The following is a 17971-nucleotide window of genomic DNA, read 5'->3' as shown; positions in this document are numbered from 1 at the left end:
TCTCCGTCCTGACAATAGTCAGGGGTGAAGCCTGTCCCGTGTTTATGGGAAGTGTTGCAATCGCAAGAAAATCAGTCTGTTTGGAGATTTTAGCATAGCACCGCTATGGTGAAATTGAAAACAGCAACGAAGTGGCTGATTTTAAAGCGATTTCAGCATGTAATAGAATGTCTATTGCATATTTCGGGTTAAAAGGTAAATGAAGTATAGCTAGGCTGATAGGCTAAAACTTAGGTTTGAGAACAAAGTCATGATAGGGTAATCGGCTATTGTGGGGTTTCTTATAATTATTTTGGCCTTACGGAAATGAGTTAGGTGCGAATACCCAAGGATGATAGGGGCATATTACTTGGAAGTGAGCCAATGTAGGATAAGAAAGTTTCACTGGATTGTCTTCATTCATAGCATGAAATTTCTAGCTGTAATTTACCCCTGTAGGAATCTTACTACTTAATTCGAGTTAATGGGACAGTGCGTTAAATTCTTAAAAATTGGAGCTCGATTCAGTGAGATGGGAGGATTGTTGCCTTTCCTAATTAGGAAAGGCTCAAATTTATTGATTTTAGCAACAATCAAATTGAAAAGACAATTGGATTATACATTGTTTAAGAGTAATTTTGGCTTTCGAAATAGAAATAAGTCTGACTTTCATTTCTTTTGCGTAAGTTACAAGGAATGTCAATTCAGAGAAAAGAACAGATCAATACATGAAAAGAGATCAATTAATATTTGACCTGATAGGAAAGGAAGAGGATAGACAGAAAAGAGGAATAGAGCTGATCGCCTCTGAAAATTTCACCAGTAAGCAGGTTATGGAAGCCGCAGGAAGCGTGCTAACAAACAAATATGCCGAAGGTCTACCCAATAAGCGGTATTATGGAGGTTGCGAAGTAGTAGATGAAATTGAGCAGATCGCTATAGATCGAGCCAAAGCACTATTTGGCGCATCTTGGGCCAATGTGCAGCCTCACTCAGGAGCACAAGCAAATGCAGCAGTATTCTTAGCATGTTTGAATGCAGGCGATGCTATTTTAGGTTTTGATCTTTCTCATGGTGGTCACCTTACCCATGGATCCCCTGTGAATTTCTCTGGAAAGCTATATGAGCCTCATTTTTATGGGGTAGAGGAAGAAACTGGAGTCATTGACTACGATAAAGTTGAAGAGCAAGCCAAAAAAGTAAATCCTAAACTATTGATTTGTGGAGCATCTGCTTACAGTCGTGATTGGGATTACGAAAGATTGCGAACAATTGCAGATGAAGTAGGCGCGATACTACTAGCGGATATTTCTCATCCTTCTGGATTAATTGCAAGAGGTTTATTGAATGATCCTTTGGAGTTTTGTCATGTAGTGACCACTACCACGCACAAGACCTTAAGAGGTCCTCGTGGAGGATTGATTCTTATGCGAGACGATTTTGACAATCCTTTTGGTTTGAAAAATCCTAAAGGTGAATTAAGGAAAATGTCTGCCTTATTGGATTCAGGTGTATTTCCAGGTACTCAAGGAGGTCCTTTGGAACATATAATTGCTGCTAAGGCGATAGCATTTGAAGAAGCTCTTTCTGACGAATACATGGAATATGTAATCCAGGTGAAGAAAAATGCAGCTGTAATGGCTGAAGCTTTTGTAAAAAGAGGCTACCAACTTATATCTGGGGGAACAGACAATCACCTTATGTTGATTGACCTTAGAAATAAAGAACTTACCGGCAAAATTGCTGAAAACACACTTGGCAAAGTGGACATAACCATTAATAAAAACATGGTTCCATTTGACACCAAGTCCCCATTTGTAACCTCGGGAATGCGTATCGGTACTGCAGCCATTACTACACGTGGGCTAGTAGAATCCGATATGTTGAAAATTGTAGACTTGATTGACCAGTCGCTTATGCATCATGATGATGAGGCGAAACTTGAAGAGATCAAAGCTACAGTGAACGACTGGATGGTACAATTTCCTTTATATTAAAATAAAAATAAGTGGCACTCGATCAATATAACGAAGAAGAAGAGGAAGACGAGAATGGCATGTCCTTTCTGGATCATTTAGAACAGTTGAGATGGCATTTATTGCGATCGGTTTCAGCTATTCTTGTTTTTATGGTCGCTGCATTCCTTTCTAAAGGTTTTGTGTTTGGTCAGGTGATTCTTGGTCCTGCCAAAGTAGATTTTGTTACCTACAGACTGCTTTGTCAGCTATCGGAAAAGCTTTCACTTCCAGCGCTTTGCATTGATCAACTCCCTTTCATCCTCCAAAGTAGGCAGATGACAGGGCAGTTTTCTATGCACATTACCTCCAGTTTGGTAGTAGGATTGATTGCAGCTTTCCCATATGTATTTTGGGAGATATGGAAATTTATCAGTCCAGGATTATATGCCAAAGAACGAAATGCCGCAAGAGGAGCAGTTTTCTTTGTTAGTTTATTGTTCTTCCTAGGTGCCAGTTTCGGGTATTTTATTTTATCTCCACTTTCCATTAATTTTCTTTCAAACTACCAATTGGATCCTTCCATTGCGAATGAGTTTGATATTACCTCCTATGTTTCCACATTGGTAATGTTGGTCTTGGCATCGGCAGTAATGTTTCAACTTCCGGTAGTTATTTATTTCCTTACACAGGCAGGACTTGTATCTTCTGCGATGCTAAAAGCATACAGGAGACACTCGATTGTAGTGATTTTAGTATTGTCGGCATTAATTACACCACCAGATGTAATTAGTCAGATCTTAATTGCTATGCCTATACTTGTTCTTTATGAAACAGGAATAATTATAGCAAAACGTTTGGAGAAAAAGCGTAGAGAAGAGGAAGACGAATTATAAATCAATAAAAATGTCAAATATTATTGCAATCGGAGGTGATCACGCAGGATTTACCTATAAGCAAGAGTTAATAGAAATTCTGAAGAAGCAGGGCTTTGAAGTAAAGGATTTCGGGCCATTCTCAGATGAATCTGTTGATTACCCTGATTTTATCCATCCATTGTGTAATGCAATGACCTCAGGAGAAATGGAGCGAGGGATTATTATTTGTGGAAGTGGAAATGGCGTAGCCATCACAGCAAATAAACATCAAGGTATAAGAGCTGCCATTTGCTGGAACGAAGAGTTGGCAGCACTTTCTAGACAACACAATGATGCCAATCTTATTTCAATACCAGCAAGATTTGTCTCTTTTGACTTAGCTAAAAAAATGGTTGATACCTTCCTTAGTACAGAGTTTGAAGGCGGAAGACATGCCCGAAGGGTAGATAAAATTGCCTGTAAATAATTTTAGGCAACAATACTCCTATAGGATCAATCCTGTTTACCCCTATATATGAGACCACTATTGGATCTGGTATATAGGGGTATTATTTTGGGGAGACCTTCAACCCACTGGTCAAATAAACCTGCTTCATCGATAATGATTTCTGGTTGCATTTTTTTCAGGTCTTGATAGAATCTTGTCTTCCTTTCCATTTCCCCTAATTTTGTGAAGTATACTTCTGTAAGTCGGAAGTTAAGGTAGGGGCTTGCCATAATGGCGCTTTGGTAAGGGCTCAGCTCGTTACCCAAAACCATGACTGATTTACCTTCAAGTATATCATGATTTTTTGTACTTTTTAATTTATAAGCATTAAATGAGCTGTCATTCAATAGGTAAAAAGTCCAGCTATATCCTATAAGAGGGATTATTAGAAAGAAACTATAGCCAATAATAGTTTGAGTGAGTTTGTTTTTAGAGATAGTGAAAAAATGACTGATAAAATAGGTCAATACTGGAACTGCTCCAATAAACTGGTAGGGGCTTATCCTATCCATTAAAAAAAACATCCCAATATTAAAAAGCAAGAATAACAAAAACAACTGATTGTGCTTCTGCTGATTTACAGTCATTCTTCTCATTACATTGTTTTTTAAATAACCTACTATGGCAATTAAAAACGGTAAGGAGAAAATGTAACTTAGATCTTTAAAATTGACATGATAGATCTTTTCTATTTTCAAGGCTAGGGTAAAGTACATTTCGATGAAATAGGACAATCCATCTTGCCAGAAATAGTACAAGGCACAAAAAACCACAGGTAAAAGGAATGCTGTAAGTATTAATGAAAGCTGCTGAAATGAAAAACCATTGATAAGTAATCCGGAAAAAATCAATAGGGGTAAAAACGCTATATAGGGAAAATGAAAACAAAAGGCAATACCAGCAAAAACGCCCATAAGCAGAATTGAAGGGACAGTGTTTGTGTTTACAGTAGTTTGGCTCAAAAGCCTTGATAGGGCCAACAATACAAATGTGCTTCCCATCAAAGCAGGTGAAAGTGTCATGAAGTCAAAAGACAGTTGAAACAATAAAATCATTACAAATGCAGGGATGTAATTAGAATCCTCATATGCATTGTTATTAATTAGCATACGATTTGTATAGTACACCTGAAAAAGTAGAATTAAAAACGCGAAAACCCGAAAAGATAGTGCGGAGTTTGAAAACAACAAGCCGTTTAGCCAGTATACCAAAGCGGAAAATGGCCCTGTGTTGTCAATAATGTCAACATATTGAAGGTTTCCAGCGGCCATTTGTTGTCCTAGAAGTCTCCAGGCCAGTTCTGGTTGCAATGAGGGGATGTCCATTAAATAATAAGGGATCTGTAGTAGAATGAAGAGGAAAAGGATTCCAGCCATTCTTAAGGGGTCATTAATTTTGAAAAATTCCAGCAAGGTCTATATTTATTTTAAACTCAATTTACGAAATTAAAGGTTACCCGTATATTTCACTAAATTTGTGGAGATTAAATATTTTAAAATGGAGAGTAAACGACAACAAAAATATTCTAAACTGATTCAAAAGGAATTGGGGGAAATATTCCAGAAGGAAGGAAGAGCAATAGTAGGCCAAGCCATGGTTACAGTTACCCGTGTTTTGATGAGCCCAGATCTTGCTCTAGCAAAGATTAATTTAAGCTTTTTATTGGGAGATAATACGGTTTTGTTTGATAAAGTAGAAAACAATAAAGGACAGATCCGAAAGTTTCTTGGTAGGAGAATAGGTAAATCCGTGAGGATAATTCCTGAATTGGCCTTCTTTTTAGATGAATCAGCGGCCTATGCCCAGCATATGGATGGTGTGATCTCAAAGTTAAGTATTCCTGAGGCACCAGAAGAAGATGAGGACGAGGAGGACGAAGACTAATCAATCAATAGATTAAAGACCCAATTGAATAGATTGTCTGTAAGCAAATGTATATTTTAGATTAATGCTGATTAAATAAAATTGAATCTCTCCTACTTTATAGCATCCAGGTATTTTAAAAGCAAAGCCAAAAAAAACTTCATTACAGTTCTCTCCAGAATATCTATGATAGGAGTAGCTGTGGGTACAATGGCCTTGGTGGTGGTTCTATCTGTTTTTAATGGATTGGAAGACTTGATCAAAGGTTTGTATGCTTCCTTTGATGCAGACCTAAAAGTAATGCCCTATGAAGGGAAATCTTTTGAAGTTGATGATGCATTTCTAGAAGAAATAGAAGCGTTGGAAGGAGTGGAGGTTCTGACAGAGGTGATTGAAGACAATGCCTTGGTAAAGTACGGAGATCATCAGGTTGTCGCTACGTTGAAGGGGGTGTCGGATAATTTTATTGCTCAAAATAGATTTAAGAATGGTCACCTTAGTGGTGAAATGAGTTTCGGGGTAGACAATCAGCCACAGGCATTGATAGGTCGTGGTCTGTCCTACTTTCTACTGCTTAACCTTGACAATGAATTCGACTTGATACAGGTTTTTTATCCTAAGGATCCAAAGTCTGGAAGTATAGATCCCTCCAGTATGTACAATCGAGAAGTGATAAAGCCAGGAGGGATTTTCAGTGTAGAAAAACAAATTGATGATGAATTTCTAATTGTCCCCTTGGATTTTGCTTCAAAACTCCTGGATTACGGAGACAGAAGGACCGGTCTTGAGATAATGGTGGCAGAGGGGTATGATGTACAAGATGTTAAAGCCGAATTGAGAGAATTGCTTGGAGAAGCTTTTATTATTCAGGATAGTGATGAGCAGCATGCAAGCCTGATAATGACCATTAGGATAGAAAAGCTATTCGTGTTTTTGACACTTACCTTTATTTTGGCTGTGGCTTCCTTCAATATATTTTTCTCTTTGAGTATGTTGGCGATAGAAAAGAAAAAAGACATAGCCGTAATACTTTCCATGGGAGGTACAAAAAAACTTATACGCTCTATCTATTTAAAGGAAGGTGCCATAATAGCTTTTTCAGGTGCTTTAGTTGGTCTTGTGCTAGGCTTTTTGATCTGTTGGGTTCAGGATAACTATGGGTTGGTCTCATTGGGCGTAGGCTCATCTGTAATAGACGCCTACCCTATAAAAATGCAATGGACAGATTTTTTGTATACAAGTTTAAGTGTTGTAATTATCACAATGATAGCGTCTTATCGTCCTGCATTAATAGCCTCTAGGGTGAAGACCACCCTTCATTTGTAAGGTTTTAAATGTGAGATTTATTTAATTCTTTTAATTATTTCTGTAATTTGCAAACTGCCAATTTCGAAAAAAAGCACATTTTAGTTTAAATCTTGTTTTAATGAAAGTAGCTTCCGATAAGCCATTTGAAATCGTTTACTCCTTGTTTAACCATGAATTTTTAGGAATTCTTTTCGAGTCTTTTGCCGTCCAATTGGATGAAAAGGGCAGGTTATCATTTGCTTATCAGAATATTTCTTATCAAAATGCCAGAGAATTTGGAGAGCGGTTGGATGATACTGATCTAGAATTGATCAAACTGATGGACAGTATGCAGCAAGAGGCGGTTGTTAAGAAGTACAATGTCAAGAACAATAAACCCAAAGAATTTTTAAGGAAGGTTTTTGATAAAGAGCACGCTACACTATCCAATAAGGAAGTTCAAAAGTTAATAGAGGCAAAATTAGAGATTACTCGCGCCAAAATATTAGAGAAAATTCAACAGAAGCGTCTCTTTGAAATGGGTAATGATGGCAATCCTGTCTGGAAGGAAATAGCCATCATGCCTGAAAAAGCTTCTGTTTTGTTTCATTTCCGTAGGAATGAAGAAAACACCCACTATTTCCCAACAATAAAATACCAGGGGGAAAAACTTGAATGGCAATACAAAGGAAGCTATTTGATCTGTCATCAACCTGCGTGGTTGGTTGTAGATTCCATGTTGGTTAGCTTTGAAAAGGCCGTAGATGGTAAAAAACTATTGCCTTTTTTGAGTAAAAGGTTCATCGTTATACCGCGAAAAGTAGAAGACTCTTATTATAAGAAGTTTGTTACCCAACTTGTTGCCTCTTTTGATGTGTATGCCAAAGGATTTGAGATTAAAGTAGCACGTGACAATCCCCAGCCTATATTGTACTTGGGAGAATTACAAGGCAATCCAACTGTGGATATGTTTGGAAAGAAGCTGGCTTCAGACGAAGAAGAGAAGATGGTTTTCGATCTTAGGTTTAGGTATGGAGATTATTCTTTTAGAGCCGATCAAGTCAAACCTACCAATGTAGAACTGGAGAAAAATGGAGATGATTACGTTTTTTATAAGGTGGTAAGAGACTTGAAAAAAGAAAGCTTCTATGGAAACTTCCTAAAAGACAATGGGCTTTCTGTACGTTTGGGAAGGCAATCCATGCCTAAGAGGGAAGCCTACGAATGGATTATTAATCATAGACCGGAATTGGATGATCTAGGTATAATAATTCAGCAAACAGCCAACGAAAAAGGTAAAAATTATTTTATAGGAGCAGCTAAGATATCGGTCAGAATTAATGAAAAAATTGATTGGTTTGATGTAGAGGCTGTAATTACTTTCGGGGATTATGAGATTTCTTTTCAAAAATTCAGAAAATTACTACTCAAAGGCAAATCTGAAATTGAGTTACCAAATAAAGAGATTGGGATTATTCCCAAGTCTTGGTTTGTAAATTACGGTGAGATTTTTTCTTTTATTGAAGAGGAACAAAATGAAGATGGGAATTTCAAATTAAAGAAACACCATATTGCATTAGCTCAGGAACTGGAAAAGGGCAACCTGCTTAAATTGGGCTTAAGTGAGAGGCTTAACAAACTCAAGGATTTTTCAAATATTGATGATTATAAGTTGTCAAGTTATTTTAAGGGTACCTTGAGACCTTATCAAAAGGCAGGTTATAATTGGATGCGTTTTCTAAATGAGTACAATTTTGGAGGTTGTCTTGCTGATGATATGGGGCTTGGTAAAACGGTGCAAACGCTTGCCTTACTGGCCATGGAAAAAGAGCGATCAGAAGGGACGACTTCTTTATTGGTAATGCCTACTTCTTTGATATACAACTGGGAACTTGAAGCTAGAAAATTTACACCAAAACTAAAGATTCTTATCTATACAGGTACGCAGCGAATCAAAGACAGTAGTCAATTCGGGCGATATGATTTGGTCTTAACCTCATATGGGATTACCAGATTAGATATTGATATTCTTAATGAGTTTTATTTCAATTATATTATACTTGATGAAAGCCAGGCAATCAAAAATCCAGATAGTATAATATCAAAAGCAGTTGTTCAATTAAAAAGTAACCATAAATTAATACTTACAGGTACTCCTGTAGAAAATGGCACCATGGATCTATGGTCTCAGATGAATTTTATCAACAGGGGACTTTTAGGAGGACAGGCATCCTTCAAGAAGCAATTTTTGTTGCCAATTGAAAAGAAGAATGATAAAGATAAAATCCTGAAATTGAACGCGATGATCAAGCCTTTTATTCTTAGAAGGTTGAAATCTCAGGTAGCGACTGATCTGCCAGAAAAAGTGATCAATATCAAGTATTCTACCATGACCTCAGAGCAAGAACAGGCCTATGAGGATGTGAAGAATTATTTCAGGGAAAAAATTATTGATGAAGCAAGTCTTCCTGGTAAATCCCAGAAGTCTTTGACTTTATTGCGTGGACTTACTCAACTAAGGCAAATGGCCAATCACCCCAAAATGGCTGATGAAGCCTACGAGGGAGGCTCAGGCAAATTAGAGGACATTTCTCATATGGTGAAGTCAACTGTAAGTGAAGGTCACAAGGTTTTGATTTTCAGTCAATTTGTTCGGCATTTGGGCATTGTTAAGTCCTTCCTAAAGGAAGAGAAAATCCCTTTCGCTTACCTAGATGGCGCTACAGTAGATCGGCAGAGAGAAGTGGCCTCCTTTCAAGAAAACCCAGACATAAAAGTGTTTTTAATCTCACTGAAAGCTGGTGGTGTAGGTCTCAACCTTACAAAAGCAGAATATGTATTTCTTCTTGATCCATGGTGGAATCCAGCAGTGGAGGCTCAGGCAATAGATAGAGCCCACCGAATTGGACAAAAGAATAAAGTGATCATTTATAAATTTATTACCAGAAATTCTGTAGAGGAAAAAATCATGGCACTGCAAGAACGGAAGATGGCCTTGGCTGGGGAGCTTATTAGTACAGAGGAAAGCTTTATTAAGAGCTTGAATCAGGAAGATATAGTGGCCTTACTTGATTAATAACTATTTCTATAAATATCATACCCAATAAAAAATGCAAACAGCAATTTTAATCGTACAATGCAAAGACAATAAAGGTATTGTAGCTGCCGTTTCTCATTTTCTTTATGAAAACAATGGGAATATATTGGCCGTGGATCAGTATGTAGATGATGATTTAGGAGATTTTTTTATGAGGGCAGAATGGGAATTGGATTCTTTTGATATAGAAAAGGACCAAATTCTTCCAGAGTTTAAATCAAAGGTTGGGCACCGGTTTGAGATGGAATATTTCCTTTCATTTAACTTTCCAAAACCAAGAATGGCGCTTTTTGTATCCAAGCTTTCGCATTGCCTTTTTGATATTTTGAGTCGCTATTATTCTGGACAATTCAATGTGGAAATTCCACTGGTGATTTCTAATCATCCAGACTTAGAACCAGTGGTTAAAGCATTCGGTATACCATTTTACCATTTGCCTGTTACCAAGGAGAATAAGGTAGAACAGGAGAAAAAGCAACTAGAATTGATGGTAGCGCATCGCATTGATTTTGTAGTACTTGCCAGGTACATGCAGATACTTTCAGGGAATTTTATAAAACACTTTCCCAATAACGTGATAAATATTCACCATTCCTTTTTACCCGCCTTCGTGGGTGCCAAACCTTATCATGCGGCTTACAAACGTGGGGTGAAGATCATAGGAGCAACTGCACATTACGTTACCGAAGAACTGGATGCAGGGCCCATAATTGAGCAGGATGTAGCTCGTGTTCGTCACCACAATACCGTAGAAGATCTTGTGCAGATAGGGCAAGACGTAGAGAAGGTAGTATTGTCCAAAGCCATCAAGTATCACTTGGCCAGGAAAATCCAGGTCGTGGGCAATAGAACAATTATATTTAATTGATCGATACGCTTCCTTAGCTGGTTTTTATTACCCTTTCTCCTTTAGAAGAATTGGGTTAAATCTTCTCCATTTCGATAAGAATATTGCCATTCACATCCTGAAGGATAAGATTTCCTGCGTGGTAAGTGTATTGCTTGCTGGATTCAAGATTAGTTAAGAATCGTTTTTCTAACTCTTTTAATTCACAGTTGCTTTTGTCTGAATATAGGGTTGAAAATTTAATTTGCTCTTGGTTATAAGTTGCACCACCTCTATAGTAATTGCATCCTGCAAACCCACCGATTTCTTGTCCCTCCTTGAAGATTAAAGAAAGTTTGGATAATTCCTCTTTGGAGGCTGGAGAACCTGTTAGGTCTTTTACTTTCCAATCATGGTTGGCTAAATCTATAGGTTCTGTTTTACATGAAAAACAGAAAGTGAATAATAGGAGTATAAGGCTTGTTTTAAGGTTAAAACTCATTTTATTTATTTGTTTAGTTTTACACATTGGATCAAAGAATCCTTTTGATTGTAAAACACCACAAACACTGTTCTAAAAGTTGTTTAACTTATAATTTTTCTTGGAATATCATGAGGAAGGCGGGTTAGTAGCTCATAGTTAACCTGTTGTGTTGACTCGCCAAAGGAAGCAACAGTGATTTCATTTCTTTTTTGGCGCCCTATGATCACTACTTCATCTCCTTTTTTTACTTCCTTCAAGTCTGTAACGTCCACGGAGATAGCATTCATAGTAACATTTCCAACCACGGATAAAATTTTCCCATGTATAAGCACTTTCCCCAGATTACTCAGGCTTCTTCCAAAACCATGACAGTAACCAACAGGAACCTGGGCTATGGTCATGTCCCTGGCTGCCATATAGCTGTTTCCATAGCCAATGAAATCACCAATTTTGATTCTTTTGAGACTCATGACCTTACTTTTCCAACTAATTAGCCGTTTAAGTGGGTTCTTTTTATTGGGGGCCAATTGCTTAAACTTAAACATGTAGGTTTCCTGACTTGGCCAAAAACCATATTGTGCAATCCCAATTCTGACCATATCCATTATTGTCTCTGGATAACTAAATGAAGCAGCAGAACATGCGGTATGGTAGCGGTCAAAATGAATTTCATTTTCATTGAACCAGGTTTTAAACCTATAATATTGCTTTATTTGATTTTGTACCCGTACATAATTGGCCACGCTTTCAGCACCTGCGTAGTGGGTGCACAATCCACACAACTGTAAGTGATTACTGTTTTCTTTCAAAGTATCTAAAAGAGCTTGCTTTTCATCCCATTCAAAACCTGTTCTATGAAAGCCTGTTTCGACTTCTACGTGGATCATGGCTTTTTTACCAGTTTCTTTGCTTTTAAGAACTGCAGACTCCAAGCGATCCATTTCAAAAACATAGAAACTGATGCCATTCTCAATTAAATAGGAAAGGTCTTCATTTTGGACCATACCCATAATCATAATCTGACTCTTTTTTGTGGAGGATTTTTGTACTCTTATGGCCTCATCAGTGCTAAATGCACTGAAATGTCTTATTCCTACGCTTTCGGCGATTTTTACTGTATTTTCAATGCCATGACCATAAGCGTTTCCTTTAATTACAGATGAGATGGTTACATTATCCCCTATTTGGCTTTTGATAAACCTGATATTATTGCTATAAGCACTTTTGCTTATTTCTATGAAAGAGGTATGGTCCATCTTTTTAGTGGTTTAGTTTTTTTATAATCTTATTGAACAAATCAACACCAATGGGCAATAGCTCATCTGGAAAATCATAACTGTTTTCATGCAATTGAGGATGATTCTCTCCTGAACCTATACCGAAGAGCATGCTTTTGGTCCCACTTGATAAGTTACCGAAATCTTCGGACCATCGAAAGGGAGTAGGGACAGTGTTTTTGTTAAGGGACAATTGATCCGCTGCATCTTCTACTATATCACAAGCCTCACTGTCATTTTCTACAGCTTGAAATTCTTCCCTAAAACTAGTAATCAATTCCAAACCATGCTCGGTAGAGACCTTTTTAGATAAAGTGATTGCGCTTTCGGTTAATGTGTCCATAACAGCATTGTCGAATGTCCGGAGAGTAGCCATGACCGTGGCAGCCCCTGGAGTGGTGCCAAAGGCTACTTCTCCAAGTTGAGCATGGATTACAGTTACCAAGGAAAAAGAATTAATTTGCTCTGGCAATTTTTGTAAGCCTGAGATCAATTGACACATGGCATTGGCTGGACTTATTGCATTTTCAGGATGGGCTGCATGACTTGTTCTTCCTTTTAATTCTATAATCATGCCTTTTGAGGCGGCGGTAAACGCGCCTTTTTTTAATATAACCTGTCCAAGCGGGTAGCCTGGTAAGTTGTGCAAAGCAAAGGAAAAGTCAGGTTTGACCTTTTGGAAATTAGGGGATTCTAATACCTGTTTAGCGCCTTCTCCAGTTTCTTCCGATGGTTGAAACAACAGAATTACCTTCCCTTTTTTTGGTCTTTGACTCGCTATTTTTAATCCTATTCCGGCAAGAATGGCCATGTGTCCATCATGTCCGCAGGAATGGGCTACACCTTCACTTTTACTTTTATATGGTAATTTGCTGTTTTCTAAGATAGGCAAGGCATCAAGTTCAGCCCTGAATAATGTCGATGGCCCATCTTCTTTGCCTTTGAAGACAATAGCTAAACCATTTATCCCCAAATCATCTACGATTTCATCTGGTGATAAATTTTCAAAAAACGACCGGATTTTTTTGGAAGTTTTTTGTTCATTTCCAGAAACCTCAGGTGACTGGTGAAGCTCTTTACGCAAAATACTTATTTCCTTAATAATAGAACTCATTTCAATTTTTCAATAAATAACATTGGCTGGGATTCCAAGCCAAGAGGCAGGGTTTGGGCAATTTTCTTTGTATTTTTCTTTCTCTGAAGATGAACATACCCCTGGGTAATCACCTTGTTTGTTTTCTAGATTTCGGATCATTTGAAAGTGCAAGTGGGGAGGCCAGTTACCATTTTCTATGGGAGATCCTAGATGTCCAATATTTTCACCTTTAAGGATTGATTGGCCAACGCTTAAACTTTTTAAGTCCTTTGTACTTAGATGGCCGTAAAGACTGTAGATGGTTTCCCCCTGCCAGAAATGTTCCAGTATGATAGTTGGACCATAGTTGCCAAAACCTTTATTGTCCTGAAAACTATGAACTACTCCATCAAAAGGACAATACACTTGGCTATTTGTATAGGACCAAATATCTATTCCTAAGTGGATATTTCGAAATTTTGAATCAGAGTTTTCTTTAAAAACTGTGCTCCTCCGGTAAATGTTTCGCTGTTCTAGATATCCTCCTATTCCAAATCTTTTGCTACTTTGCTTTAATAGTTTGTTGATGTATTCCTCAAAAACAATGGTGTCTAGCAGGTCTATTTTCTTAAGATCTGGGTTTTTTTCACTCATGTCCATCAAAATGGTATTGCTATCATTCAGATTTTCTCCCATTATGGGGTGAAATTCCTGATATTTGATTGACATACTGCTTTAATAGATTATATGGATAATTTGAAAATAATTTTCAATATAGGAAATTTAGTCTGTTGCAAAAGGGTAGCTTTCATTTTTCTTGCCAATGGGGAATCATTCAAATTTAATTGCCTATTGTATAGATAATATGCAATTTTGGAATATGAAGACTCACCCAAATATATCCTCTCAAAGTATAAGAGAGGCAAGAGAAAGAATAGACCATTTGGTCCATCGTACGCCAGTGTTACATTCTGAAGCTATTAATGAGTTGGCAGGTTGTGAATTGTTTTTTAAGTGTGAGAACTTTCAGAAAGTTGGAGCTTTTAAAGCAAGAGGTGCCGCCAATGCCGTTCTCAAATTGTCCAAGGAGGAAAGGGCGAAAGGAGTAGCTACTCATTCTTCCGGTAACCATGCCGCTGCACTCGCTCGTGCGGCCAAGGTGGCCAGAATACCTGCCTATATAGTGATGCCCGCCAATGCTCCTGATGTGAAGAAGAGGGCGGTGAAAGGATATGGGGGAATAATAATTGAATGTGAGCCGAATCTACTTGCCAGAGAACAGGGTTTGAAGAATGTAGTGGACAAGTATGGTGCAACATTTATTCCTCCTTATAATCATCTCGATGTTATTGAGGGACAAGCGACCTGCGCTTTAGAGCTTTTTGATGCGGGTTATTCACTTGATGTATTGATAGCGCCTGTGGGGGGAGGTGGATTGCTGGCAGGTACAGCATTGGCAACAGGGTTTTATTCTCCACATACAAAGGTGATTGGTGCAGAACCTGAAGGGGCTGATGATGCTAGAAGATCTTTTGTTGCAGGATATTGGATTCCTATAGAAAAACCTAACAGCATTGCGGATGGCCTTTTGACTTCATTAGGTGAGATTAATTTTGATATAATCTCCAACAAAGTAGAAGATATCTTAACGGTAGATGATTCTCAGATCATTGCTGCCATGCGAATAATCTATGAACGGATGAAAATTGTGATAGAACCGAGTAGTGCGGTGTCTTTGGCTATTGTATTAAAAAACAAAAGCTTATTTGAAGGAAAGAAAGTAGGTGTAATTTTATCTGGTGGAAATGTAGATTTGTCAAAGTTGCCATTTTAATAGGATGGCTTCTATGCTTGGTACAATCCCGCTAGGGTTTTTACAACATGGTCTATTTCAGCTTTGTTGTTAAACCTGCTGAATGAAAACCTGACATTCTCCCTACTCGGATCTGTTTGAAGGGCATTAAGTACATGTGAACCTAGGCGAGCTCCACTGGAACAGGCTGATCCTCCTGAGACGGAAATCCCTTCTAAATCAAGGTGAAACAACAACATGCCTTGATTGTTTTCGGAAGGCGGAAAACTAACATTAAGTACAGTGTAAAGGCTTTTATCCAAGTTTCCAGACAATCCATTGAAAGTAACTCCTGGGATGGCCTTCTCTATTTTCTCTTTAAAGTAAACTTTTAATTGCAGTATTTCCTGAGCATGTGATGCCTGATTATTGTAGGCCAGTTCAAGTGCTTTGGCCATGGCAATAATACCAGCAATATTTTCAGTGCCACCTCTATTGTTTCTTTCTTGACCTCCACCCAAAATCAATGGGTTTATCTTTTTATTTTTATTGATATAAATAAATCCTACACCTTTTGGGCCATGAAACTTATGAGCAGAACCTGAAAGGGCATGAATGGGGAGGGATTTCAGGTCAATGGGATAATGCCCCATTGTCTGAACCGTGTCTGAATGAAAATAGCTGCCATGCTTGTTACACAAGGCAGCTATTCTTTCAATATCATTAAGGTTTCCTATTTCATTATTGCCATGCATAAGGCTGACCAAGCTGTTAGGTTCTTTTTCTAACAATAAGGCAAGTTGATCTAAATTTAGATTGCCCTCAGCATCGCATTCAAGTAAACTTAATCGGATGTTTTTTTCTTTTGCCACCTGCTCTGCCACATGCAATACTGCATGATGCTCCAAAGGAGAGGTGATGATATGTTCTATACCAAAAGTAGAAATAGCACCACATATAGCCATGTTATCAGCCTCAGTTCCTCCGGATGTGAAAACAATTTCTCCAGGGCTGGCATTAAGCAGACTAGCGATTTTCTTTCTTGCTTTCTCTAAAGCTTCTCTTGCGTTTCTGCCATGACTATGAACGGAAGAAGGATTCCCATAATTATTTTTATAATAAGGCAACATTACTTCCAGCACTTTCTCATCCATAGGAGTAGTTGCTGCATTGTCAAGGTAAATGGAAGCCAAATCGCTCATGGTATAAAATTGAATAATCTCAGATTATTTTTCTGAAATTATCTCTTTGATGTCCAAAATAATTTTATTCGCCAAATGATCAGCCGTAGCAGCAGTTCCTGATTCGGAATAAATACGAATGATTGGTTCAGTATTTGATTTTCTAAGGTGAACCCACTCTTTCTCAAATTCTATTTTCACCCCATCAATTGTATTGATAGGGTATTTTTGGTACTTGCGTTGGATTTTGTCGAGAATGCTGTCCACATTGATGGAAGGAGTAAGCTCGATTTTGTTCTTAGAGATAAAATAGCCTGGGTAGGTAGCTCTCAATCTACTGGCAGATTTTCCGAATTTAGCCAAGTGGGTTAGGAATAATCCTATACCTACTAATGCATCTCTACCATAATGAGACTCTGGATAGATCACGCCACCATTGCCTTCTCCACCAATAATTGCATTCGTGGCTTTCATTTGAGTAACTACATTTACTTCACCCACAGCTGCAGCATGGTATTCTCCTCCATGTCTTTCGGTAACGTCTCGTAAAGCCCTGGTGGAGCTAAGATTTGATACCGTATTCCCATTCTGGTTGGAAAGCACATAATCAGCTACTGCTACCAAGGTGTATTCTTCACCAAAGAAGCTTCCATCTTCATTTAAAAATGCTAGCCTATCCACATCTGGGTCAACTACTATCCCAAGATCAAAATTACCATTTTCCAATTTTAAGGAAATGTCTCGAAGGTGTTCAGGTAATGGTTCAGGGTTATGAGGGAAATCACCATTAGGTTCACAATACATTTCCTCAATGACTTCAACTCCTAAGGCAGTAAGCAATTTGGGGACTACAATGCCTCCGGAAGAGTTGACACAATCAATGACCACTTTGAATTTCCTAGCCGCAATGGCTTCTTTGTCGACAAGAGCCAAGTCAAGCACATGTTGAATGTGAATGTCAAGGTAATCTTCTCTTTGGGTGTAGCTTCCTAATTTGCGCACTTCAGCGAAAGTGAAATCCTCTTTTTCAGCTTTGTCAAGAACCTCTTTTCCTTCACTATCTGAAATAAATTCTCCTTGAGCGTTTAGTAGTTTTAGCGCATTCCATTGAATTGGATTATGGCTTGCCGTGATGATGATACCACCACCAGCATTTTCTTTAGGCACAGCTAACTCCACCGTAGGTGTTGTACTAAGTCCTAGATCTATTACATGAAGACCTAGTCCTTGAAGTGTGCTGGCTACCAACTGGGAAACCATCTGACCAGAGATACGTGCATCTCTACCAAGTATGATTTTTTTATTTGGTGAGTTCTCTAAAACCCATGCTCCATAGGCTGCTGAAAATTTTACTATGTCCAAAGGAGAAAGACCTTCTCCAGGTTTTCCGCCTATAGTTCCTCTAATACCGGAAATCGATTTAATTAATGCCATTTAAAGAATTTAATGGAGGGTTATAAAAATTAGTGTTTGGATGGTGCTAGTTCGTTTTTATTTGAATTTTGCCATCACCTTGTCAACCTCATTATCGGGATTGCCGCAAGAACTTGTCTCATCTACTTTTTTTCCACAGTAGCCACAAGTTCCGCCATCCTTATTTAGGTAAGGGTTTTGAGATGCGCATGTTCCTTTGAATTGTCCGTTTTTTAGGAAAATTAACCTAACAGACATCAAAATGAAAAATAATGCCACAAATGCCAATGTTAAATATACAGTTGTCATATCAATTTTATTTCTGCAAATTTACGTATTACTTTCAAAACGTTCATACCGATTTATAAGTTTCCTCT

General features: G+C 38.0%; 16 protein-coding genes. 8 read left to right on the top strand and 8 right to left on the bottom strand.

Translation table 11 applies throughout. The features are described 5' to 3' along the window. The first annotated feature begins 707 nt into the window (after nt 1–707). Genes CA2015_RS04950 through rpiB form a run of 3 tightly spaced genes read left to right on the top strand, consistent with a single transcriptional unit; the run spans nt 708 to nt 3278 of the window. The gene (locus tag CA2015_RS04950; protein WP_048640902.1) at nt 708–1976 is read left to right on the top strand and encodes a serine hydroxymethyltransferase; all 1269 of its coding nucleotides are present in this window, start codon (nt 708–710) and stop codon (nt 1974–1976) included. Nucleotides 1977–1987: 11 nt separating this feature from the next. Beyond that, nucleotides 1988–2830, top strand: coding sequence for a twin-arginine translocase subunit TatC (gene tatC / locus CA2015_RS04945; RefSeq protein WP_048640901.1), 843 nt, complete (start codon nt 1988–1990; stop codon nt 2828–2830). Between the two features lie 10 nt (nt 2831–2840). Then, entirely contained in the window at nt 2841–3278 is a 438-nt protein-coding gene (rpiB, locus tag CA2015_RS04940) for a ribose 5-phosphate isomerase B (protein WP_048640900.1), read from the top strand. 26 nt (nt 3279–3304) lie between these two features. Here rpiB and CA2015_RS04935 read toward each other — a convergent pair whose 3' ends face one another. After that, nucleotides 3305–4675, bottom strand: a complete 1371-nt coding sequence (locus tag CA2015_RS04935; RefSeq protein ID WP_157470315.1) for a hypothetical protein — start codon at nt 4673–4675, stop codon at nt 3305–3307. Between the two features lie 121 nt (nt 4676–4796). On the opposite strand from CA2015_RS04935, the gene rbfA reads away from it, so the two are divergent. The 4 genes from rbfA to purU all read left to right on the top strand — a co-directional run bounded on the left by rbfA (nt 4797) and on the right by purU (nt 10414). Further along, nucleotides 4797–5183 carry a 30S ribosome-binding factor RbfA gene (gene rbfA / locus CA2015_RS04930; protein ID WP_048640898.1) on the top strand — a complete coding sequence of 129 codons (387 nt, stop codon included), beginning with the start codon at nt 4797–4799 and terminating at the stop codon, nt 5181–5183. 81 nt (nt 5184–5264) lie between these two features. Further along, nucleotides 5265–6488, top strand: a complete 1224-nt coding sequence (locus CA2015_RS04925) for an FtsX-like permease family protein (RefSeq protein ID WP_048640897.1) — start codon at nt 5265–5267, stop codon at nt 6486–6488. A 100-nt stretch (nt 6489–6588) separates the two neighbouring features. Further along, nucleotides 6589–9525: a DEAD/DEAH box helicase gene (locus CA2015_RS04920; protein ID WP_048640896.1), complete on the top strand. Its 2937-nt coding sequence runs from the start codon at nt 6589–6591 to the stop codon at nt 9523–9525. 34 nt (nt 9526–9559) lie between these two features. Further along, a complete protein-coding gene (gene purU, locus CA2015_RS04915; protein ID WP_048640895.1) occupies nt 9560–10414 on the top strand; it encodes a formyltetrahydrofolate deformylase in 855 nt (284 codons plus the stop codon). Between the two features lie 55 nt (nt 10415–10469). Here the strand turns inward: purU and CA2015_RS04910 are convergent, their stop codons facing one another. The 4 genes from CA2015_RS04910 to CA2015_RS04895 all read right to left on the bottom strand — a co-directional run bounded on the left by CA2015_RS04910 (nt 10470) and on the right by CA2015_RS04895 (nt 13937). Next, complete coding sequence (locus CA2015_RS04910) at nt 10470–10874, bottom strand: META domain-containing protein (protein ID WP_048640894.1); 405 nt, start codon at nt 10872–10874, stop codon at nt 10470–10472. Nucleotides 10875–10957: 83 nt separating this feature from the next. Further along, nucleotides 10958–12112 carry an alanine racemase gene (alr, locus tag CA2015_RS04905; protein WP_048640893.1) on the bottom strand — a complete coding sequence of 385 codons (1155 nt, stop codon included), beginning with the start codon at nt 12110–12112 and terminating at the stop codon, nt 10958–10960. A 4-nt stretch (nt 12113–12116) separates the two neighbouring features. Further along, entirely contained in the window at nt 12117–13247 is a 1131-nt protein-coding gene (locus tag CA2015_RS04900) for an amidohydrolase (RefSeq protein ID WP_048640892.1), read from the bottom strand. 9 nt (nt 13248–13256) lie between these two features. Beyond that, the gene (locus CA2015_RS04895) at nt 13257–13937 is read right to left on the bottom strand and encodes a peptidoglycan DD-metalloendopeptidase family protein (protein WP_048640891.1); all 681 of its coding nucleotides are present in this window, start codon (nt 13935–13937) and stop codon (nt 13257–13259) included. Between the two features lie 151 nt (nt 13938–14088). On the opposite strand from CA2015_RS04895, the gene CA2015_RS04890 reads away from it, so the two are divergent. Continuing rightward, nucleotides 14089–15042 (top strand): pyridoxal-phosphate dependent enzyme, encoded by a 954-nt coding sequence (locus CA2015_RS04890; protein ID WP_048644357.1) that lies wholly within the window; start codon nt 14089–14091, stop codon nt 15040–15042. Between the two features lie 11 nt (nt 15043–15053). On the opposite strand, the gene CA2015_RS04885 is transcribed toward CA2015_RS04890, so the two are convergent. Genes CA2015_RS04885 through CA2015_RS04875 form a run of 3 tightly spaced genes read right to left on the bottom strand, consistent with a single transcriptional unit; the run spans nt 15054 to nt 17903 of the window. After that, nucleotides 15054–16202 (bottom strand): cysteine desulfurase family protein, encoded by a 1149-nt coding sequence (locus CA2015_RS04885; protein ID WP_048640890.1) that lies wholly within the window; start codon nt 16200–16202, stop codon nt 15054–15056. 24 nt (nt 16203–16226) lie between these two features. Then, nucleotides 16227–17615 carry a phosphoglucosamine mutase gene (gene glmM / locus CA2015_RS04880; protein WP_048640889.1) on the bottom strand — a complete coding sequence of 463 codons (1389 nt, stop codon included), beginning with the start codon at nt 17613–17615 and terminating at the stop codon, nt 16227–16229. Nucleotides 17616–17672: 57 nt separating this feature from the next. Continuing rightward, nucleotides 17673–17903, bottom strand: coding sequence for a hypothetical protein (locus tag CA2015_RS04875; RefSeq protein ID WP_048640888.1), 231 nt, complete (start codon nt 17901–17903; stop codon nt 17673–17675). Between the last annotated feature and the right edge of the window lie 68 nt (nt 17904–17971).

The organism is Cyclobacterium amurskyense (assembly GCF_001050135.1).
Classification (GTDB): Bacteria; Bacteroidota; Bacteroidia; order Cytophagales; family Cyclobacteriaceae; genus Cyclobacterium; species Cyclobacterium amurskyense.
This window is presented reverse-complemented; position numbering and strand designations above follow the sequence as displayed.